Source organism: Aliivibrio sp. SR45-2 (genome assembly GCF_963890165.1).
Taxonomy (GTDB): domain Bacteria; phylum Pseudomonadota; class Gammaproteobacteria; order Enterobacterales; family Vibrionaceae; genus Aliivibrio; species Aliivibrio salmonicida.
Window position 1 is genome coordinate 25,681 of the sequence record NZ_CAWPRC010000152.1, and the last position, 20,783, is coordinate 46,463.

The 20,783-nt window shown below is 39.7% G+C and carries 19 protein-coding genes and 1 tRNA gene; 18 read left to right on the forward strand and 2 right to left on the reverse strand.

All coding sequences use genetic code 11. The features are described from left to right. Positions 1-48: 48 nt before the first annotated feature. Positions 49-123: transfer RNA gene (locus AACV33_RS10550), tRNA-Gln, on the forward strand. 216 nt (positions 124-339) lie between these two features. On the opposite strand, the gene AACV33_RS10555 is transcribed toward AACV33_RS10550, so the two are convergent. Then, complete coding sequence (locus tag AACV33_RS10555; RefSeq protein WP_182700193.1) at positions 340-1,497, reverse strand: 2-octaprenyl-3-methyl-6-methoxy-1,4-benzoquinol hydroxylase; 1,158 nt, start codon at positions 1,495-1,497, stop codon at positions 340-342. A gap of 215 nt (positions 1,498-1,712) precedes the next feature. Between AACV33_RS10555 and miaB the strand changes: the two genes are divergently transcribed. From miaB to lnt, 5 genes are all read left to right on the forward strand, one after another. Next, entirely contained in the window at positions 1,713-3,137 is a 1,425-nt protein-coding gene (gene miaB, locus AACV33_RS10560; protein WP_012549760.1) for a tRNA (N6-isopentenyl adenosine(37)-C2)-methylthiotransferase MiaB, read from the forward strand. Between the two features lie 143 nt (positions 3,138-3,280). Further along, positions 3,281-4,351: a PhoH family protein gene (locus tag AACV33_RS10565; RefSeq protein ID WP_182700194.1), complete on the forward strand. Its 1,071-nt coding sequence runs from the start codon at positions 3,281-3,283 to the stop codon at positions 4,349-4,351. A gap of 21 nt (positions 4,352-4,372) precedes the next feature. Further along, complete coding sequence (ybeY, locus tag AACV33_RS10570; protein ID WP_017023110.1) at positions 4,373-4,834, forward strand: rRNA maturation RNase YbeY; 462 nt, start codon at positions 4,373-4,375, stop codon at positions 4,832-4,834. 69 nt (positions 4,835-4,903) lie between these two features. Continuing rightward, positions 4,904-5,779, forward strand: coding sequence for a CNNM family magnesium/cobalt transport protein CorC (corC, locus tag AACV33_RS10575; RefSeq protein ID WP_012549757.1), 876 nt, complete (start codon positions 4,904-4,906; stop codon positions 5,777-5,779). A gap of 91 nt (positions 5,780-5,870) precedes the next feature. Next, positions 5,871-7,376, forward strand: coding sequence for an apolipoprotein N-acyltransferase (lnt, locus tag AACV33_RS10580; RefSeq protein WP_182700195.1), 1,506 nt, complete (start codon positions 5,871-5,873; stop codon positions 7,374-7,376). Positions 7,377-7,446: 70 nt separating this feature from the next. Here lnt and AACV33_RS10585 read toward each other — a convergent pair whose 3' ends face one another. Further along, positions 7,447-7,929 (reverse strand): zinc ribbon-containing protein, encoded by a 483-nt coding sequence (locus AACV33_RS10585; RefSeq protein ID WP_012549755.1) that lies wholly within the window; start codon positions 7,927-7,929, stop codon positions 7,447-7,449. Positions 7,930-8,096: 167 nt separating this feature from the next. Here AACV33_RS10585 and leuS point away from each other — a divergent pair, with 167 nt between their 5' ends. The 12 genes from leuS to lipA form a co-directional block, all read left to right on the forward strand. Further along, positions 8,097-10,673: a leucine--tRNA ligase gene (leuS, locus tag AACV33_RS10590; RefSeq protein ID WP_182700196.1), complete on the forward strand. Its 2,577-nt coding sequence runs from the start codon at positions 8,097-8,099 to the stop codon at positions 10,671-10,673. Between the two features lie 242 nt (positions 10,674-10,915). Continuing rightward, positions 10,916-11,473, forward strand: coding sequence for an LPS-assembly lipoprotein LptE (locus AACV33_RS10595; protein WP_182700201.1), 558 nt, complete (start codon positions 10,916-10,918; stop codon positions 11,471-11,473). 2 nt (positions 11,474-11,475) lie between these two features. After that, positions 11,476-12,513, forward strand: a complete 1,038-nt coding sequence (holA, locus tag AACV33_RS10600) for a DNA polymerase III subunit delta (RefSeq protein WP_182700197.1) — start codon at positions 11,476-11,478, stop codon at positions 12,511-12,513. Positions 12,514-12,561: 48 nt separating this feature from the next. Then, positions 12,562-12,879, forward strand: coding sequence for a ribosome silencing factor (gene rsfS / locus AACV33_RS10605; protein ID WP_012549751.1), 318 nt, complete (start codon positions 12,562-12,564; stop codon positions 12,877-12,879). A 3-nt stretch (positions 12,880-12,882) separates the two neighbouring features. Further along, positions 12,883-13,353, forward strand: a complete 471-nt coding sequence (rlmH, locus tag AACV33_RS10610) for a 23S rRNA (pseudouridine(1915)-N(3))-methyltransferase RlmH (RefSeq protein ID WP_023603633.1) — start codon at positions 12,883-12,885, stop codon at positions 13,351-13,353. 3 nt (positions 13,354-13,356) lie between these two features. Continuing rightward, complete coding sequence (gene mrdA / locus AACV33_RS10615) at positions 13,357-15,234, forward strand: penicillin-binding protein 2 (protein WP_182700198.1); 1,878 nt, start codon at positions 13,357-13,359, stop codon at positions 15,232-15,234. Further along, a complete protein-coding gene (gene rodA, locus AACV33_RS10620) occupies positions 15,234-16,355 on the forward strand; it encodes a rod shape-determining protein RodA (RefSeq protein WP_012549748.1) in 1,122 nt (373 codons plus the stop codon). The genes mrdA and rodA overlap by 1 nt, the downstream gene beginning before the upstream one ends. A gap of 3 nt (positions 16,356-16,358) precedes the next feature. Beyond that, a complete protein-coding gene (locus AACV33_RS10625; protein ID WP_065611369.1) occupies positions 16,359-17,168 on the forward strand; it encodes a septal ring lytic transglycosylase RlpA family protein in 810 nt (269 codons plus the stop codon). A 282-nt stretch (positions 17,169-17,450) separates the two neighbouring features. Further along, the gene (locus AACV33_RS10630) at positions 17,451-18,626 is read left to right on the forward strand and encodes a serine hydrolase (RefSeq protein WP_012549746.1); all 1,176 of its coding nucleotides are present in this window, start codon (positions 17,451-17,453) and stop codon (positions 18,624-18,626) included. Between the two features lie 155 nt (positions 18,627-18,781). Next, complete coding sequence (ybeD, locus tag AACV33_RS10635; RefSeq protein ID WP_012549745.1) at positions 18,782-19,051, forward strand: DUF493 family protein YbeD; 270 nt, start codon at positions 18,782-18,784, stop codon at positions 19,049-19,051. A gap of 146 nt (positions 19,052-19,197) precedes the next feature. Beyond that, the gene (lipB, locus tag AACV33_RS10640; RefSeq protein WP_035470463.1) at positions 19,198-19,875 is read left to right on the forward strand and encodes a lipoyl(octanoyl) transferase LipB; all 678 of its coding nucleotides are present in this window, start codon (positions 19,198-19,200) and stop codon (positions 19,873-19,875) included. Further along, positions 19,868-20,783: lipoyl synthase (lipA, locus tag AACV33_RS10645; protein WP_182700199.1), on the forward strand; the 916-nt coding region annotated here is incomplete at its 3' end. The genes lipB and lipA, both read left to right, overlap by 8 nt.

Below are 20,783 nucleotides of genomic sequence, written 5' to 3' on the forward strand. Positions count from 1 at the left end.
TTTAAAGATGTATTATCTTAGTTTAATCACTAACGTAATCTTCTCTGTTGGGATATCGCCAAGCGGTAAGGCACCGGCTTTTGATGCCGGCATTCCCTGGTTCAAATCCAGGTATCCCAACCACTTTAAGAAAGCTCATCATTAATTTGATGGGCTTTTTTTTCGTCTGTACATTCTTCTTAAAGATCGCTCTTTTCCTTGCTTCTGCTTCTAAAGCTAAATCGTATTAATGAACCAATTCAATGGTTTTAACGCAATAAAAAAGGTGACCAAATGATCACCTTACTTTCTGTAGATTCGCTTTTACTCGTCCCTAAGCTCTAGTCCCTAGAATTATTTCTATAAACCCAACGCATATTTCAATGCTTGTGTTTTCAATGCACCAGATGAATCAGCAAGTTTTAAACCGACATTACGTAAAAATTTAATCGGTGGTAAAGCGTTGCTAAATAAGGTGTAAAACAAATCCATACTGCTTTGCATGGCTAAGTTATCTATTTTCCGTTTGGATTGATAAGACAATAAGGCTTTATCAGTCTCAGATCCTTTAGCTTCAATTTCTTCCAACAACACTTTTACGTCTTTAAAACCCAAATTTACGCCCTGTCCTGCTAAAGGATTAATTGTATGAGCCGCATCCCCTAATAAAACACAACGATGATCGACGTATTTTTGAGCGTGTCGACGCGTTAAAGGAAATGAACCTGATTGTTCAACGGTAAATTCTCCCAACTCCTGTGGAAAATACGCTTTAATTTCTTTTTCTAACTGAATAGAACTCATAGAAGAAAGCTGTTTAATACGCGAAGGTGAGTCATACCAAACTAAAGAGCCTTTGTTTCCATGTAGAGGAAGAAATGATCGAGGACCAGAAGGCGTAAACCACTGCCAGGTAATATCTTGTTGAGCTTCAGCGGTCTCTATATTGACCAACATGCAATGCTGACGATAATCCCAAGCAGTGATCCCTATTTTTGCTTTCTGACGAACATAAGAATTAGCACCATCAGCACCGATAACCCATTTTGTTTTAATTTTATCGCCATTTTCCAATGTCAGTTCATTGTGGTCAGTCAGAAATTCAAGCTCAGCAATTTTTGCAGGAGTAATAACGGTTAGGTTTTCATAAGTAGAAAACATTTGCCATAACCCTAATTGAATAAGGCGGTTTTCAACGATAAAGCCCAGTTGTTCCATATCTAAGGCATCAGAATGAAAACGAGTTCGACATTCAGGCTGCTCCCATGTTTCTAAGCGCTTATAAGGGCATACACGCATTTCTTTGATGTATTGCCAAGCACCCAAAGCTTCAAGCAGGTCAACGGAAGATTGAGAAATAGCAGAAACACGAATATCCATTGGTTGGCTATCATCAAAAGAGGCTGGCGCTTTATGCTCAATGACAGCAACTTGATATCCTAATTTCGATAAACCAATGGCAGTAGCGGCTCCCACCATTCCACCACCAACGATCGTATAATCATATTTTTTCATCATCCATAGACCTTATATGAGTCAATAATTTCTCTTATTCTACCGTGATTCACTCTTAATCTAAATCATTCAAATAATACCCTTAAAATATTCAAGGGTGTCTACATCTAGTCATTAAGCGTGGAAAGCAGTACAATACGCGCCCTATCCGTTTTGATTGAGCCTGTCTCTCAAAACTGTACCGAATTCTAGTAATAAAATACGAGTGAAAAAGTTACATGACTAAGAAACTGCTAATTAAAACCTGGGGCTGCCAGATGAACGAATACGATTCATCTAAAATGGCCGATCTTTTAGGTGCCGCAAATGGTTATGAATTAACTGAAGATCCAAAAGAAGCGGATGTTCTGTTATTAAATACCTGTTCAATTCGTGAGAAAGCACAAGAGAAAGTGTTTCACCAATTGGGACGTTGGAAACATTTAAAAGATAAAAAACCAGACTTAGTTATTGGTGTGGGTGGTTGTGTTGCGACTCAAGAAGGTGATCATATTCGTCAACGTGCACCTTACGTTGATGTGATTTTTGGTCCTCAAACGCTTCACCGTTTGCCACAAATGATCAAACAATCGCTTTCTAATGAAAAAACCGTTATGGATATTTCATTCCCAGAGATCGAAAAATTCGATAACCTTCCAGAACCGAAAGCGGATGGCGTATCTGCATTCGTTTCTATCATGGAAGGTTGTTCAAAATACTGTACTTACTGCGTTGTTCCTTATACTCGCGGTGAAGAAGTTAGCCGTCCGTTAGACGATGTGCTATTTGAAATTGCTCAACTTGCTGAACAAGGTGTACGTGAAGTTAATCTATTAGGCCAGAACGTTAATGCGTATCGTGGTCCAATGTACGATGGTGATATCTGTTCATTTGCTGATTTACTACGCATGGTTGCTTCTATTGATGGTATTGACCGTTTACGTTTCACAACGAGTCACCCACTAGAATTTGGTGATGATATTGTTGCTGTTTACGAAGATACACCTGAATTAGTAAGCTTCTTGCATCTACCCGTTCAAAGTGGTTCAGACCGAATCCTAACGATGATGAAACGTCCTCATACTGCTATTGAGTACAAATCAATCATCCGTAAGCTGCGTAAAGCTCGTCCTGATATTTTAATCAGCTCGGATTTCATCGTTGCCTTCCCTGGCGAGTCAGAAAAAGACTTCCAAGACACAATGAAGCTAATTAAAGACGTAGATTTTGATATGAGCTACAGCTTTGTCTTTTCTCCTCGTCCTGGTACACCAGCCGCTGATTATCCGTGTGATATTCCAGAGCAAACGAAAAAAGATCGCCTTGCTGAGCTTCAACAACAGATCAGTTTTCAATCTGCACGCTTCTCTCGTCAGATGTTAAATACAGAGCTACGTGCACTTGTTGAAGGCCCATCAAAAAGAAATCCGATGGAACTACGAGCTCGTACTGAAAATAACCGCGTAGTGAATTTCACAGGCAGTCCAGAACTCATTGGACAATTTGTTGACCTTCATATTACAGAATCATTTACTAACTCTTTACGCGGTACCTTAGTTCGTACCGAAAAAGACATGGGACTACGTGTTGCTGTATCACCTTCTGAGATGATAGAGAAAACTCGCCGTGAAGATGATCTTGGTGTAGGCACTTTTACGCCATAATGTGATCACCTCAGTAAAATCAAACACTAAAAAAGATGATTAAGGTTACTTGATCATCTTTTTTCTTATTTAACCTTGAGAAAACCCCCTTTTTCCCCAATAAATAATAGATAAACCCATAGCCAATATTATGCGAGGCAGCATTGAGCATTAAAACAACCAAATTAGAGTTGACCTTAGAGCCAGCTAATAATAAGCGTTTATCTAATCTTTGTGGTCCATTTGACGACAATATAAAACACCTTGAGCGTCGGCTTGGTGTTGAAGTAAATTATCGAGGAAATCTCTTTACCATTGTCGGTCAACCTCATACGGTTTCCGCTGCTGTTGATATTTTAAGGGATCTTTACGTTAATACTGCGCCAGTTAAAAATCAATATCCCGATATTGAACCTGAGCAAATCCATTTGGCTGTAAAAGAATCTGGCGTATTAGAACAAACCTCTGAAGCGGTAACAACGCTACCTTATGGTAAAGAGATATTCATAAAGACAAAGAAAGGGCTAATTAAACCACGAACAGAAAACCAAGCACAGTATGTAACTAATATCGTGACTCATGATATTACGTTTGGCATTGGTCCTGCCGGCACTGGTAAAACCTATTTAGCGGTTGCTGCGGCTGTCGATGCGCTTGAGCGTCAAGAAGTTCGCCGTATTTTACTGACTCGCCCAGCGGTAGAGGCCGGTGAAAAACTCGGGTTTTTACCTGGCGATCTAAGTCAAAAGGTCGATCCTTACTTACGTCCTCTCTATGATGCTCTGTTTGAAATGCTTGGGTTTGAGCGAGTGGAAAAGCTTATAGAACGTAATGTGATTGAAGTAGCACCACTGGCTTACATGCGTGGTCGAACCCTAAATGATGCCTTTATTATTTTAGATGAAAGCCAAAATACCACAGTAGAACAAATGAAAATGTTCTTAACGCGTATTGGCTTTAACTCTCGAGCCGTTATTACTGGGGATGTTACTCAGATAGATTTACCTCGCGGTGCGAAATCTGGTTTACGTCATGCCGTCGAAGTATTATCAGAAGTTGATGAAATTAGTTTTAATTTCTTTATCGCAGATGATGTAGTTCGCCACCCTGTTGTTGCTCGTATCGTAAATGCCTATGAAAAATGGGAAACAAATGATCAAAAAGAGCGTAAACTAGAAGAACAGCGTCGAAAAGAAGAACGTGATGCACGTTTACTCGATTCTGAAAACAACTAGTACAATAATTTCAGGTGAACCATGAGCATTGAACTCGATCTACAAATTGCATGTGAAAATGAAAAAGACTTGCCTTCAGAAAAAGATTTTATGTCTTGGTTGAATGCAGTGTTGCCTCAGTTTCAGCCACAAGCAGAATTAACGATTCGAATTGTAGATGAAAAAGAAAGTCACGAACTAAACCATCAATATCGTGGTATGGACAAACCAACAAATGTATTGTCATTTCCTTTTGAAGCACCACCAGAAATAGAAATTGATTTACTTGGTGATTTAATCATCTGCCGTCAAGTTGTTGAAAAAGAAGCTGTTGAACAAAACAAGCCTTTATTAGCACATTGGGCGCATATGGTTGTACATGGCAGTCTCCATCTGCTAGGTTATGACCATATCGAAGATGAGGAAGCTGAAGAGATGGAATCACTCGAAACAGAATTAATGCAAGAAATGGGATTTGAAGACCCGTATCTCGCTGAGAAATAATTGTTGGAATAATCCAACAGTTACCTATGTGAGCTATCCACATTGATAGCAACTACTTTTAAAGAAGCCATGAACGACGAAAATTCACAGAATACAGAAGGTCCGAGTAGAAAGTCCTTCTTAGGACGCCTTTCACAACTGTTCCAAGGGGAACCTAAAGATCGCCAAGAGTTGGTGGATGTATTTAGAGACTCTGAGGAAAATGAAGTTATTGACCACGACACCCGAGACATGCTCGAAGGCGTCATGGAAATTTCTGAAATGAGAGTTCGAGACATTATGTTACCGCGCTCCCAGATGGTCACTGTAGAGAAAACGCAAAACCTCGAATCACTGATAGCAACAATCATAGAAGCGTCACACTCACGCTACCCTGTGATCAGTGAAGACAAAGACCATGTTGAAGGAATACTCCTTGCGAAGGACTTATTAAGATACTTAGGTTCAGATTGTGAAGCCTTTGAGATTGAACAAGTTATTCGACCTGCTGTTGTAGTACCAGAAAGCAAACGTGTTGATAAACTTTTAAAAGAGTTTAGAGAAGAACGTTACCACATGGCCATCGTTGTCGATGAGTTTGGTGGGGTTTCTGGTTTAGTTACTATCGAAGATATCCTTGAAGAAATTGTTGGGGATATTGAAGATGAATTTGATGATGAAGAAGAGAAAGACATCCGTCAGTTAAGCAAACACACATTTGCTGTGAAAGCATTAACTGAAATCGATGACTTTAACGACGCTTTCTTAACAAATTTTAGTGACGAAGAGATTGATACCGTTGGCGGCTTAGTATTAACGACCTTTGGGCACTTGCCTGAAAGTGGTGAAACTATCGAAATATCTGGCTTTACGTTTAAAGTCACCGCTGCCGATAACCGTCGCATCATCCAACTTCAAGTGACGATTCCCGAAAAAGAATCAGACAAAAAACACGAAGAAGAGTAACATTCTCAGCCGCTTATTAATAAGCGGCTGAACTTTATCTGGCTTCCAGAGACTAAATAGCTGTTATTTCATTATTTGTTTGAGATCCTTCATGCCCTTTTTAAACCATTATCTTTCTCGCCTTCTTATCGCTGTATTATTTGGTGCCAGTGCAACACTCGCTTTTGCGCCTTATTCTTTATGGCCTTTTGCTTTTATTGCACCACTCGTTTTATTTCTGTTGTTAAATAATCAAACAACCAAACGATCGACATGGATTGGTTTTTTCTGGGGGATAGGTTATTTTGGCAGTGGCATAAATTGGATACATATCAGCATCGATAATTTTGGTGGCATGCCTATCGCTGCAAGTCTTTTTCTAATGACCGGACTTATTAGCTATCTTGCTCTTTATCCGATGTTATTTGCTTTTTTAGCCACTCGCTTTTTCTCTTTGCATTCCTTACATAAATATTTACTCGCTTTCCCTGCTCTTTGGTTAGTGACCGATTGGTTGCGTGGCTGGGTCTTTACCGGCTTTCCATGGCTATGGCTTGGATACAGTCAAATAGATAGCCCTTTCTCTGCCTGGGCTCCAATTTTTGGTGTCGAGGGCATTACCGCCATCATTATCATTTCTGTCGGTGCAATCACTTACGCCTTACTAGAAAAAAAATGGACTTTATTACTTGTTCCTGCAATTTTAGCGGCGGCGTCTTTTGCAATAAAACCATTCGATTGGGTAACACCACAACCTGAGAAAGCCACTAAAGTTGCGTTAATTCAGGGAAATGTTAATCAAGCATTAAAATGGCTACCAAGCGAACGTTGGCCAACCATCATGAAATACATGGATTTAAGTCGTAAAAATTGGGATGCTGATTTAATCGTATGGCCAGAGGCTGCAATTCCAGCGTTAGAAAGTGAGATCCCAAGTTTTCTTCGTAACCTTGATAGCGCTGCCACAATGAACAACAGCACTATAATTACCGGTATTGTAGGTCAAAGCCCGACAGGTAATTTTTATAATAATATAATCTCGTTAGGTAAGAATGGAACAAATGGTTACGATTACCTTGAGCAGCCAAGGTACAGCAAGCATCATTTACTTCCTTTTGGTGAATTTGTGCCTTTTGAAGCATTACTTCGCCCGTTAGCCCCTATTTTTAACTTACCAATGTCTTCTTTTAGCCGTGGTAGTTATATACAGCCAAACATTCAAGCAAGTGGATCTCATTTAGCGCCCGCATTATGCTATGAAATTGTTTATGGTGAACAAGTTAGAGAAAATATTACCGAACAAACTGATTACATTTTAACGCTTTCTAATGACGCTTGGTTTGGCACTTCTATTGGTCCATTACAGCACATGGAAATGGCTCAGATGAGAGCTTTAGAAACAGGAAAACCCGTTATTCGTTCAACCAATAATGGCGTAACCGCGATCACGGATTACCGAGGAAACATTATTAAGCAAATTCCTCAGTTCACAACTGCGGTATTGCGTGGTGAGGTCATTCCAACGACAGGTACAACCCCATATCGCTATTGGGGAACATGGCCTTTGTACTTACTTGTGATGCTGTCTTTACTCATCGCTTGGCGTAAACAAAAATAAAAAGAATGCTTGGCCTGTATGCGTAAACATACGAATACAGGTCATTCAATCTACTAACCTCATTTTCACACTACGGTTTTAACGACAAACGAGTGAATTCGTTATTATCACAATGAGTACAAGATTGAATAATTTGAGCATGATTATACTGCTCTCTATGGCCACATTTTTCACACACCAACACACCTAATCCAACAACCTCCCCTGCTTGATAGACTCCTTGATGTTCTAAATCATCAAACACTTCACGCCATTCAAGTTGTGTTTTATCGGTAATTTCTAATAACCCGTGCCAAATAGAATCCGCAATAAGACGGTAGAACGGTGAATCAGGAAACGTTGTTTTACTCTCTTCATAGTTTTGAGCAAACTCTTTCATATCACGCTTAACGTAATTTGAAATCAATGACATTTCATCTTTGGTCATATCAGAGGCGGCATCAACCACTTCTTCTGATGATTTAGCCCATCGCTGAAATTCTTCTGGGCTTCGTTCCATTACATTCATCACATGCTCAAAGATGGTGTTATAACCCTTTTTTTGCTTAGACATAAGTCACCTCCACGAAATCACTATTATTAATATAGCTTAGAGTTAGTTAAACGACATCAGGTCGCTTGAGTATAAGCGCTCCATTCGTTATTCTATGCCGATCAAGTATTATCTGATCAAACCGATCTCACAAATTTTGTGATCCACTGACATAACTGGGTAAATCGATGCAAGAACAATATAATCCACAGGATCTTGAACAAAAGATCCAAAAACATTGGGACGACAGCAAAACATTTGTTGTCACTGAAGACGCAAACAAAGAAAAATTCTATTGCCTCTCAATGTTCCCATACCCAAGTGGTCGTCTACACATGGGTCACGTTCGTAACTACACCATTGGTGATGTGGTTTCTCGCTATCAGCGCCTGCAAGGCAAAAACGTAATGCAACCTATCGGTTGGGATGCGTTTGGTCTTCCGGCTGAGAATGCGGCTGTTAAAAATAAAACAGCACCAGCGCCTTGGACTTACGAAAACATCGAATACATGAAAAACCAGCTTAAACTATTAGGCTTTGGTTATGATTGGAGTCGTGAATTCGCAACGTGTACGCCAGAGTACTACCGTTGGGAACAAGAGTTCTTCACAAAATTGTACAACAAAGGCTTAGTTTACAAGAAAACCTCTTCTGTAAACTGGTGCCCAAATGACCAAACAGTTCTAGCAAACGAACAAGTTGAAGACGGTTGTTGTTGGCGTTGTGATACCCCTGTTGAACAAAAGAAAATCCCACAGTGGTTCATTAAAATCACCGAGTACGCGCAAGAACTTCTTGATGATCTAGATACCCTTGATGGTTGGCCTGACATGGTAAAAACCATGCAACGTAACTGGATCGGCCGCTCAGAAGGCGTAGAATTATCTTTTGCTGTTAACGGCGAAGAAGCACCTTTAGAAGTGTATACCACCCGTCCTGATACGCTAATGGGTGTTACATACGTTGGTATCGCTGCAGGTCACCCTCTTGCAGAACAAGCCGCTGCAAAAAATCCAGAATTGTTTGCTTTCACTGAAGAATGCCGTAATACCAAAGTTGCAGAAGCAGAACTAGCAACGATGGAAAAGAAAGGTATGGATACAGGCTTACGTGCTATCCACCCCCTTAATGGTCGTGAAGTGCCAATTTATGTCGCAAACTTCGTATTAATGGATTACGGCACTGGGGCTGTAATGGCGGTTCCTGCTCACGATCAACGTGACTACGAATTTGCAACTAAATACGGTCTAGATATCATCCCTGTAATCAAGCCAGAAGATGGCTCTGATGTTGATGTATCTGACGTTGCTTACACAGAAAAAGGCGTTCTTTTTGATTCTGGTGAATTCGACGGTCTTGCTTTCCAAGACGCATTCGATGCGATTGCTGCGAAACTAGAAGCAGAAGGTAAAGGCAAGAAAACGGTAAACTTCCGTCTACGTGACTGGGGTGTTTCTCGCCAACGTTACTGGGGTGCCCCAATCCCAATGGTAACCACTGAAGACGGTGAAGTTCACCCAGTACCTGCGGATCAACTGCCCGTAATTCTTCCTGAAGATGTGGTAATGGATGGCGTAACTAGCCCAATCAAAGCTGATAAAGAATGGGCAAAAACAACATTCAACGGCGAACCAGCACTGCGTGAAACAGATACCTTTGATACCTTCATGGAATCATCTTGGTACTACGCACGTTACTGTTCTCCACAAGCTGACGATATTCTAGACCCAGAAAAAGCAAACTACTGGTTACCAGTAGACCAATACGTTGGTGGTATTGAACACGCTTGTATGCACCTATTGTACTCACGTTTCTTCCACAAGCTTTTACGTGATGCTGGTTATGTCACGTCAAACGAACCATTCAAGCAACTTTTATGTCAAGGTATGGTGCTTTCTGATGCATTCCACCACACCAATGAAAAAGGCACAAAAGAGTGGATCGCACCAACAGACGTTACCATTGAACGTGATGCTAAAGGTAGAATCGAAAAAGCCATTGATGATCAAGGCCGTGAAGTTCAACACTCAGGCATGATCAAAATGTCTAAGTCTAAAAACAACGGTATTGACCCACAAGAGATGGTTGATAAATTTGGCGCCGATACAGTTCGTCTATTCATGATGTTTGCAGCACCTGCAGATATGACACTAGAATGGCAAGAATCTGGCGTTGAAGGTGCAAGTCGCTTCCTAAAACGTGTGTGGAAATTAGTACACGAGCACACAATAAAAGGCGCAACTGAAGCATTAGATATTACTGCTCTTTCTGGTGACCAAAAAGCATTACGCCGTGATGTTCATAAAACAATTGCTAAAGTAAGTGATGATATTGGCCGTCGTCAAACATTCAACACTGCTATTGCTGCAATCATGGAATTAATGAACAAGCTAAACAAAGCACCTCAAGGATCAGCACAAGATCGCGCTCTTCTTGATGAAGCATTGAAAGCCGTTGTTGTTATGCTTTACCCAATGACTCCACACGCAAGTTTTGCGATGTGGGAAGCATTAGGTGAATCAAACATTGATACGGCAGCATGGCCAACATTCGATGAGAAAGCACTGATTGAAGATGAAAAAACAATCGTTGTTATGATTAACGGAAAATTACGTGCAAAATTAATTGTTGCTGCTGATGCAACAGAAGAACAAGTGAAAGAGCTTGGTCTTAACGATGAAAATGCACTTAAATTCCTAGATGGCCTAACTATACGTAAAGTTATCTATGTTCCAGGTAAACTTTTAAACATCGTAGCTAACTGATCATAAAGTTAAACTATAATAAAAAATGAAATGGAACTATTTTATCCATTTCATTTCTATAAAGCATAAGCAGTCTATCTGCTTATGCTTATTTAAGCGCTTTAATTATCATTGCTTACTATGAGCCAAATTATTAAACACGTTTAAATAAGCATTTTTATCACCATTTGAGGGAGTTCTCGGTGAAACGACTTTTATCTCTATTTTCAATCCGCGCAGTCATCATTATTGCTCTTTCTATTATGACCTCAGCTTGCGGTTTCCAGTTACGTGGTAGCTATTTACTTCCAGAAGAAGTTCATGAAGTATCATTAACGAGTTTTGACCAATACAGTAATTTAACCCGTGATGTTCAAAAACAACTGAGAATGAATGGGGTTAAACAAGTTGCACCGACAACGGTAACGCCTACGCTCAACCTGATCAGCGAAACAACAAGTGAGCGTACGCTTTCGCTTTATCAAAATAGCCGTGCGGCAGAAAAAGAGCTGACTTATACGGTTCAATACAGTGTTCTTATTCCTGGCCATGATTTAAAAACCTATACCACCACCGTAAATCGTAACTATCTTGATAACCCATTAACTGCATTAGCCAAATCAGTTGAACGAGACATGATTGAAGATGAAATGCGAACTCAAGCCGCAGAACAAATTCTACGTCAAATGGCGCGTTTAAAAGCAGATGGCGAATTATTAGATGATACCGACGTTATTAGCAACAAAGACAAAACAGAAACTAAAGTAACAACAAAAGAGATGACTCAAAATATGGCTACCTCTACAGATAATAAAAAATAATCATGCGAGTATTCCCTGAACAGCTAGTACAAAACTTAGAACGTGGTTTACGTCAAAATTACTTATTATTTGGTAATGAACCACTTCTAAAACAAGAATGCCTCGATCAAATCCGTAAGCACAGTTTTCAACAGGGTTTTGAAGAAAAGCATCAATTTACGTTAGACAAGCAGTTGGACTGGAACCTGGTCTTCGATTGCACTCAAGCATTAAGTCTATTTTCATCAAGACAAATTATCGAATTAACCGTTCCAGATACAGGTTTAACTGCGGCTCACACCAGTAAAATAAAAGAACTCGTCCCTATGTTACACGACGATATTTTGTTGATATTTCAAGGCCCAAGAGTCAATAAAAGCCAAGAAAATACCCAATGGTTTAAAGCATTAACACAACAAGGGTTATTTATTCCTTGTAACACCCCTGATAACCAACAATTACCTCGTTTTATTCAGCAACGTTGTAAATTATTAAAATTAAAACCTGACGCAGAAGCCGTACAAATGCTAGCGCAATGGCATGAAGGTAACCTACTTGCACTTGCTCAAAGTTTAGACAAACTGTCTTTATTATACCCAGATGGGTTGCTAACTCTTATTAGAATAGAAGAAGCATTAAACCGTAATAATCACTTCACACCTTTCCAGTTAATGGATGCTTTATTATTTGGTCAAGCAAAGCGTGCACAACGAATCCTTCGTCAATTAGAAGGTGAAAGTGTTGAAGTGGTAATTCTCTTACGTACGATCCAAAAAGAAGTGTTCTTATTGCTCTCATTTCAACAAGCAATCAGCCAAGGTGAAGCAATGTTTACTGTTTTTGATCGTTATAAAGTATGGCAAAACCGTCGTTCATTGTATCAAGCAGCATTGCAACGCTTATCAATGACACAAATTCAAGCATTAATAAAATCATTAGCTCAGCTTGAAGTTGCCGTTAAAACCGATTTTAATACCAACTGTTGGCCACAACTTAGCCAGTTAAGCTTAGATATCTGTAATATTTACATTTCAGTGACACCTCCACCATCTCATTCATAGACGTTCACTGATATACTTCCTTATAAATAATCGATCCTAGGTGATACTTTGCAAGATAAAGAACTGCACGACTTTCTATTCAATCATGTTGATGACATGAAAGCTGAAAATATTACAACAGTTGATGTACGTGATAAATCAAGCATTACAGACTTTATGATTGTATGTACAGGTACATCGAAACGCCACGTCAGCTCAATTGCTTCAAATGTATCGGACAAAGCAAGAGAGGCTGGACTGATCCCTTATGGCGTTGATGGAGAAGCCGAAGGTGAATGGGTTGTTGTCGATATGGGTGATGTAATGATCCATATTTTACAAGCTGAGCACCGTGAGCTATACCAACTTGAAAAACTGTGGAGCTAATCCATGAAACTTCAATTAATTGCTGTTGGCACTAAAATGCCTAAATGGGTAGAAGAAGGTTATAAAGAATATAGCCGTCGCTTCCCAAAAGACATGCCTCTTGAACTGATAGAGATCACCGCAGGTAAACGCGGTAAAAATGCAGATATAGCACGAATTCTTCAAAAAGAAGGAGAGGCAATGCTTGCTGCCGTTCCTAAAGGAAACCGCATTGTCACGTTAGACATCCCAGGTAAACCTTGGAATACAGAACAACTGGCAGAACAATTAGAAGTCTGGAAATTAGATGCTCGCGATGTATCAATTCTTATTGGTGGTCCTGAAGGTTTATCTCCCGCTTGTAAAGCCGCAGCAGAGCAAAGTTGGTCTTTGTCACCATTAACGCTTCCTCATCCTCTTGTTCGTGTAGTTATGGCTGAAAGCCTGTACCGAGCATGGAGTATTACGGCCAACCACCCTTACCACAGAGAATAAGAGTTGTTTAAGCGCAGACGCACACAGATACGTGACTATCATGCAGAATCGAGATTATTTGTTTCTAGAGCAATAGTCTCTTTTATCGGGATATTGGTTCTCATTAGCCTCTTATTGACTAATTTATACAATATCCAGATCAATGAGTTTCAAGATTATAAAACACGTTCAAACGATAACCGCATAAAAATCGTACCTATCGCCCCAAATCGGGGCCTTATTTATGATCGTAATCGTATGCCACTCGCGGAAAACCGTCCTGTTTTTAATTTAGAAATCACACCAGATAAAGTGAAAGATCTGTCTGCGCTATTTACTGAATTACAAACTATCCTGCCTATTTCGCAAGATAATATTGATGACTTCACAAAAGAGCGTCGTCGTACTCGTCGTTTTAAATCCATACCAATTCTGTCTCAATTAACCCAAGAACAAGTGGCCATTTTCTCAGTAAACCAACACAAATTTTCTGGTGTAGAAATAAAGGCTTATCTAAAACGCTTCTATCCTTATGGAAAAACGTTTACGCATGTACTGGGCTATGTTGCAAAAATTAATGATAAAGATTTAGCTCGATTAGCTAGAGAAGAAAAAGATGCCAATTATCAAGCTACCCGAGATATCGGTAAGCTAGGTATTGAACGCTACTACGAAGATACTCTTCATGGTACGGCGGGTTATCAAGAAGTCGAAGTTAACAGTCGCGGTCGCGTAGTACGTACATTAAAATACGTACCACCAATCCCAGGCAAAGACATTGTTTTAAATCTTGATATTGAAATTCAACAATTTGTGGCTAAACAATTAGACGGCCGTCGTGGTGCTGCAATTGTATTAGAACCAAACACAAGTGCCGTATTAGCGATGGTATCAAGCCCTAGCTATGATCCAAATTTATTTGTACATGGCATTTCCAGTAAAAACTATAACGCATTATTGAATAATCCAGATCGCCCATTAGTTAACCGAGCGACGCTGGGTATCTATCCACCAGCGTCTACGGTAAAACCTTTTATTGCCGTCTCTGCATTAGAAGAGAAGATAGTTACTCCGCTCACCACCCGCAATGATCCGGGCTACTGGCGTATTCCTAACTCAAAAACCAGACCATTCCGAGATTGGAAACGTTGGGGTCATGGAACCGTAAATTTAAAACAAGCAATAGAAGAGTCTGTTGATACTTTCTTCTACCAAATCTCTTTTGATATGGGAATTGACCGCTTATCAGCATGGATGATGAAATTTGGTTTTGGTGATTATACCGGCATCGATATCCATGAAGAAAGCAAAGCAAATATGCCAACTCGAGATTGGAAAGTCGCTCGTTTCCGTACACCTTGGTATCAAGGTGATACGATTCCAGTAGGTATTGGACAAGGTTATTGGACTGCAACACCGATGCAAATAGCTAAGGCGACTTCTGTGCTCGTGAATCGCGGTAAAGTTCAAGCACCTCACTTATTAAAAACAATAATTGATGGTAGCGTTGAAACCCCGTTTGAACCAGAACCGTACCCTCCAATAGAAGGGATTAGAGACAGTTATTGGCAGCTCGCCATTGATGGCATGATCTTAGTGAATAATGGTGCCAAAGGTACAGCCAGACGTGTTTTTGCTGGTACTCCTTATGTTAGTGCAGGTAAATCAGGCTCATCTCAAGTCTTTGGTTTAAATGGCCAAGAATATAACGCTGATGAGATTGCGGAACGTTTACGTGACCATGCTTTGTTTACGGGCTTTGCTCCAGCAAAAGATCCAAAAGTCATCATCTCGCTCGTTCTTGAAAATGGCGGCGGCGGTTCTAGCCAAGGCGGCCCAATTGCACGAAGTGTATTTGACCATATGTTATTACCAGCAACAGGAGAGGTGAGCAATAAATAATGAGAGTTGATATCGCATCAGGAAAAAATCGTGACTTTTTCCATCGAATTCATATAGATTTGCCCTTACTGCTTGGCATCTTACTATTAATGGCTTGTGCTCTTGTCATTATGTACAGTGCCAGTGGGCAAAGCTTATTGATGATGGATAAGCAAGCAATGCGAATGTTACTCTCCTTAGGTGTTATGGCTTTACTTGCCCAAATACCACCAAGAACTTATGAGGTCGCGGCACCTTATCTTTTTGCTATTGGTGTAATCTTATTATTAGGGGTTTTATTCTTTGGTGAATCCTCTAAAGGCGCTCAACGTTGGTTAAACTTAGGATTTGTTCGTTTTCAACCTTCGGAATTAATTAAGCTCGCCGTTCCCTTAATGATTGCCAGATATATAGGTAATAAACCTCTTCCTCCAACGGTTCGCACCTTGTTTATTGCATTATTGATGGTATTTGTTCCTACCATTATGATCGCCAAACAGCCCGATTTAGGTACTTCTATCTTAATCGCAGCTTCAGGTGTTTTTGTTATCTTTCTAGCGGGCATTAGTTGGAAAATAATTACTGCCGCCGCCATTGCGGTTGGGGGGTTCATTCCTATCCTATGGTTCTTTTTGATGCGGCCTTACCAAAAAGTAAGGGTTGAGACATTATTTAACCCAGAATCTGACCCTTTAGGCGCTGGCTATCACATTATCCAATCTAAAATTGCTATCGGTTCAGGAGGGTTATTCGGCAAAGGGTGGTTGCATGGTACCCAGTCTCAACTCGAATTTATTCCTGAGCGCCATACTGATTTCATTTTTGCCGTTATCGCAGAAGAATGGGGACTCATTGGAGTCATGGTATTGCTCACGATCTATTTATTCATTATTGGTCGAGGATTATTCTTAGCAAGCCAAGCTCAAACCGCTTTTGGGCGAATGATGGGTGGCAGTGTCGTTTTAAGCTTTTTTGTTTATATTTTTGTAAACATAGGCATGGTTAGTGGTATTTTGCCCGTCGTTGGCGTTCCTCTTCCCCTCGTTAGTTATGGCGGTACATCAATGGTAACGTTGATGGCAGGATTTGGCATTTTAATGTCAATACACACACATAAAAAAATACACTCAAAGGCAAACTAACTCATGCGTATTCTTCTACTGGTTATTTCTCTTATTTTGGTTGGTTGTGCTTCTGAACCACCAGTAAAAAATACAGATGAGCCTAATGCAGGGCGTTATCAAATAGATAATGATATTGCCCCAAATACCCCAATTTCGGTGGAACATATAGAAGATGCCCATCCTCGTTATGAACCTAAAAGCTTATACGGCAACAAAGACTACACGTTATTAGGTAAAGACTATCCTATTGTTCGAGATCCTAAAGGATTTAAGCAAGAAGGGAAAAGCTCTTGGTACGGCAATAAATTTCATGGTCATAAAACCTCTAATGGTGAGATTTATGATATGTATTCAATGAGTGCTGCACACAAAACACTTCCGATACCAAGCTATGTAAAAGTCATCAATAAAGACAATGGAAAAACAGCCATTGTTCGAGTAAATGATCGTGGTCCTTTCCATGAAGGACGCATAATAGATTTAAGCTTTGCTGCTGCCACAAAATTAGATGTGATAAAAACGGGAACAGCTAACGTAAAAATTGAATATATTTCTATCGATAAACCAACGAATGCTCAGGAATGGCACGCGATCGATCCTAATCAATATTATATTCAAATGGTGGCAGTAAAAAGTGAACAAAGTGCTAATTCAATAGCAAAAAAGCTACAAACACAATTTAATTCACCAACACATATTGTGAAATCAAAATCGATTTATCGCGTTCGTCTGGGTCCGTTTATTGACAGAGATATTGCCGATAAAACATTGCTCGATGCAAAAAATGGACAATACACCTCAGCGTTTATCATCCAAGAAGCAAAGAAATAAACACCTAATTGGTTCATATTATCAACAGAAATGTCAATATTAGGTAAAGATTGTAACTAAATCGCCTGAAGCCGTAATAAATGCAATTTTATATGAACTAATTATTAGCCGTATTGTCTTTAGAATACAATAAGATATATCCATATTAAAAATGAAGCCGATGAATTTTTATTACCTTTCTTTCTCATAGAAAATCAGTTATTTAATTACACATCTGGTTATGATATTCAAATCTGCTATTATGTACGCAGTTTCACTACCTCAAAGTGCAAAGTTATTATTATGAAAAATTCAGCTAAACAGTTAAAACGAATCATCTTATCGAGCTTTATTTTAGGCTCCACCGTTGCTGTAGCTGCTCCTGCAGTTATTCCAAATGCACCACAAATAGCTGCAAAAGGCTACGTACTAATGGATTATCACTCAGGCAAAGTTCTGGCTGAAAAAGACATGAATGTTCGTATGAATCCTGCAAGCTTAACCAAAATGATGACAAGCTATGTTATCGGTCAAGAGATTGCGAGTGGTAATATTTCAATGGATGACGATGTTGTCATCAGTAAGAACGCATGGGCGAAAAACTTCCCAGGTTCTTCTAAAATGTTTATTGAAGTCGGTAGCGTTGTTAAAGTTCGCGATTTAAACCAAGGCATTATCGTTCAATCTGGTAATGATGCTTGTGTGGCAATGGCTGAACATGTTGCTGGTTCAGAAGACGCTTTTGTTGACCTAATGAATGCATGGTCTAAAACATTAAATCTTCAAAACACACACTTTGCAAACGTTCATGGTTTAGATCGTGACGACCTATATTCAACACCTTATGACATGGCATTAATTGGCCAAGCATTGATCCGTGATGTACCCGAAGAATATCGCGTATACTCTGAAAAATCATACACTTATAACGGTATCACACAATATAACCGTAATGGCCTATTGTGGGATAAAAGCATGAATGTAGATGGCATCAAAACAGGTCATACTGACGGTGCAGGTTACAATCTAGTAAGCTCAGCAACCGAAGGTAAAATGCGTTTAGTTGCTGTAGTAATGGGAACTAAATCAGGTAATGCTCGTAAAGCAGAAAGCAAAAAATTACTGAATTATGGTTTCCGTTTCTTCGAAACAGTTTCTCCACACAAAGCAAATGAAACTTTCGTAACAGAGAAAGTATGGATGGGTAGCACGGATGAAGTCGCGCTTGGCGTTGCTGAAGACACTTATGTTACCTTACCTCGCGGTCAAGCAAAGAAAATGACAGCAAGCTTTGTTCTAGAAAAAACATTGAAAGCACCAATATCTAAAGGTGATGTCGTTGGTAAACTTTTCTATCAAATTGATGGTGAAGATATTGCTGAGTATCCTCTACTTGCTTTAAATAATGTTGACGAGGGTGGTATTTTCAGTCGTCTTATTGATTACATTGTTTTGACATTTAAAGGTTGGTTAAGCTAAACGCTGACTAACTAATTGATTAAGGCGGCTTAGGTCGCCTTTTTTATACCTGATTTTTAGTGATGTAAACTCGATGACTTATAACTCTTGTTATCTGACTTAGGTCACAGTAAAATTGCTTTCTAATATTTATCCACTCTCGATTGGAGACGGTTATGCAAGAGCAACCAAAGCTAAAAGATCTTCTTGAATTCCCATGTAAATTTACCTATAAAGCCGTTGGCCTTGCTCATGAAGACCTTCCTGTCCTTGTACTTGAAGTTATTCAACGTCATGCTCCAGGTGATTACACGCCACACGTAAAAGCAAGCGGCAAAGGTAACTACAACTCTGTATCTGTAAGTATTACGGCGACATCGATTGAACAAGTAGAAATACTGTATAAAGAACTTGCTGACATCGAAATGGTTCGTATGGTTCTTTAATATATTTGGTAGGTAATAAGCGTACTATTTAGTAGAAAATATTACCTGCCATTTTTAAATTTTGATATACCCCTACATTTCTTATCTATTCCTTCCTTTCTATCCTTGCTATCATTAGCCAAATTTTCAAATCAAGTGTGATCCTATTGAACAAGCGTCTAGTAGTTAAAAACCTTGGCCGACAAGATTATGAGCCGGTATGGAAAGCGATGCATACCTTTACTGACGAACGCGATGAAAACTCGTGTGATGAAGTATGGTTAGTTGAGCACAATCCAGTATTCACTCAAGGACAAGCAGGTAAAGAAGAACATGTTCTGGCTGCTGGAGATATCCCTGTCGTAAAAAGTGATCGTGGCGGGCAAGTAACCTACCATGGACCAGGTCAACTCGTCGCTTATGTTTTGATTAACTTACGCAGAAAGAAAATAGGTGTCCGTGAATTAGTCACACACATTGAAAACACCGTAATCAACACATTAAGTCAGTTTACTATTGAATCAGCAGCAAGACCTGATGCTCCGGGTGTGTATGTTGATAATAAAAAGATATGTTCTCTTGGTTTGCGTATCCGCAAAGGATGTTCATTCCACGGACTGGCACTAAACGTAAACATGGATTTATCTCCTTTCCTAAGAATTAACCCTTGTGGTTATGCTGGAATGGAAATGATACAACTGCACGATTTAATTAAAGAAAATGATACGGTAGAGAACAAAGCAGAACACGTTGAAGATGTTCACCCTTTACTTATTAAAGAATTAACAACATTACTTGATTACACTGATATTGAGTACATAACGGAAAGCAGCCATCATGAGTAAGCCAATTCAAATGGAAAAAGGCGTTAAATACCGCGATGCCGATAAAATGGCATTAATTCCAGTTAAAAACATGCCAACAGAGAAAAAAGAAGTATTACGTAAGCCTGAGTGGATGAAGATCAAACCTCCATCAAGCAGTAAGCGTATTGATGAAATTAAATCAGCAATGCGTAAAAATAATCTTCACTCTGTATGTGAAGAAGCATCTTGCCCTAACTTAGCAGAATGCTTTAACCATGGTACGGCAACCTTCATGATCTTAGGTGCAATTTGTACCCGTCGCTGCCCTTTCTGTGATGTTGCTCATGGACGCCCAATCACTCCTGAAGCTGAAGAGCCGAAGAAACTGGCAAAAACGATTAAAGATATGAAACTGAAATATGTGGTAATCACATCAGTCGACCGTGATGATTTACGTGATGGCGGAGCACAACATTTTGCGGATTGTAATCGTGAAATTCGTGAATTAAACCCTGAGATCCGTATTGAAACGCTAGTTCCTGATTTTCGTGGTCGTATGGATCGCGCATTAGATGCGATGCATAGCAACCCACCAGATGTATTCAACCACAATTTAGAGACCGCTCCACGCCTATACCGTAAGGTTCGCCCTGGCGCAAATTACCAGTGGTCACTTGACCTATTGAAGAAATTCAAAGAACAACACCCAACAGTACCAACCAAATCTGGTGTGATGATGGGTCTAGGCGAAACAAAAGAAGAAATAGTAGAAGTACTAAAAGACTTACGTGCTCACGGTGTAACGATGTTAACACTGGGTCAGTATTTAGCACCAAGTCGCCATCACCTACCCGTTGAGCGTTACGTTCCACCTGCAGAGTTTGATGAATTAAAAGTGATTGCTCTTGAACTTGGATTTACCCATGCTGCTTGTGGTCCATTTGTTC

Excerpts from the sequence above, each read along its gene's own strand:
- AACV33_RS10555 (WP_182700193.1), bottom strand. The coding sequence starts at position 1,497 with ATGATGAAAAAATATGATTATACGATCGTTGGTGGTGGAATGGTGGGA.
- miaB (WP_012549760.1), top strand. The coding sequence starts at position 1,713 with ATGACTAAGAAACTGCTAATTAAAACCTGGGGCTGCCAGATGAACGAA.
- ybeY (WP_017023110.1), top strand. The coding sequence starts at position 4,373 with ATGAGCATTGAACTCGATCTACAAATTGCATGTGAAAATGAAAAAGAC.
- corC (WP_012549757.1), top strand. The coding sequence starts at position 4,904 with ATGAACGACGAAAATTCACAGAATACAGAAGGTCCGAGTAGAAAGTCC.
- lnt (WP_182700195.1), top strand. The coding sequence starts at position 5,871 with ATGCCCTTTTTAAACCATTATCTTTCTCGCCTTCTTATCGCTGTATTA.
- AACV33_RS10585 (WP_012549755.1), bottom strand. The coding sequence starts at position 7,929 with ATGTCTAAGCAAAAAAAGGGTTATAACACCATCTTTGAGCATGTGATG.
- leuS (WP_182700196.1), top strand. The coding sequence starts at position 8,097 with ATGCAAGAACAATATAATCCACAGGATCTTGAACAAAAGATCCAAAAA.
- AACV33_RS10595 (WP_182700201.1), top strand. The coding sequence starts at position 10,916 with ATGACCTCAGCTTGCGGTTTCCAGTTACGTGGTAGCTATTTACTTCCA.
- holA (WP_182700197.1), top strand. The coding sequence starts at position 11,476 with ATGCGAGTATTCCCTGAACAGCTAGTACAAAACTTAGAACGTGGTTTA.
- rlmH (WP_023603633.1), top strand. The coding sequence starts at position 12,883 with ATGAAACTTCAATTAATTGCTGTTGGCACTAAAATGCCTAAATGGGTA.
- rodA (WP_012549748.1), top strand. The coding sequence starts at position 15,234 with ATGAGAGTTGATATCGCATCAGGAAAAAATCGTGACTTTTTCCATCGA.
- AACV33_RS10625 (WP_065611369.1), top strand. The coding sequence starts at position 16,359 with ATGCGTATTCTTCTACTGGTTATTTCTCTTATTTTGGTTGGTTGTGCT.
- AACV33_RS10630 (WP_012549746.1), top strand. The coding sequence starts at position 17,451 with ATGAAAAATTCAGCTAAACAGTTAAAACGAATCATCTTATCGAGCTTT.
- ybeD (WP_012549745.1), top strand. The coding sequence starts at position 18,782 with ATGCAAGAGCAACCAAAGCTAAAAGATCTTCTTGAATTCCCATGTAAA.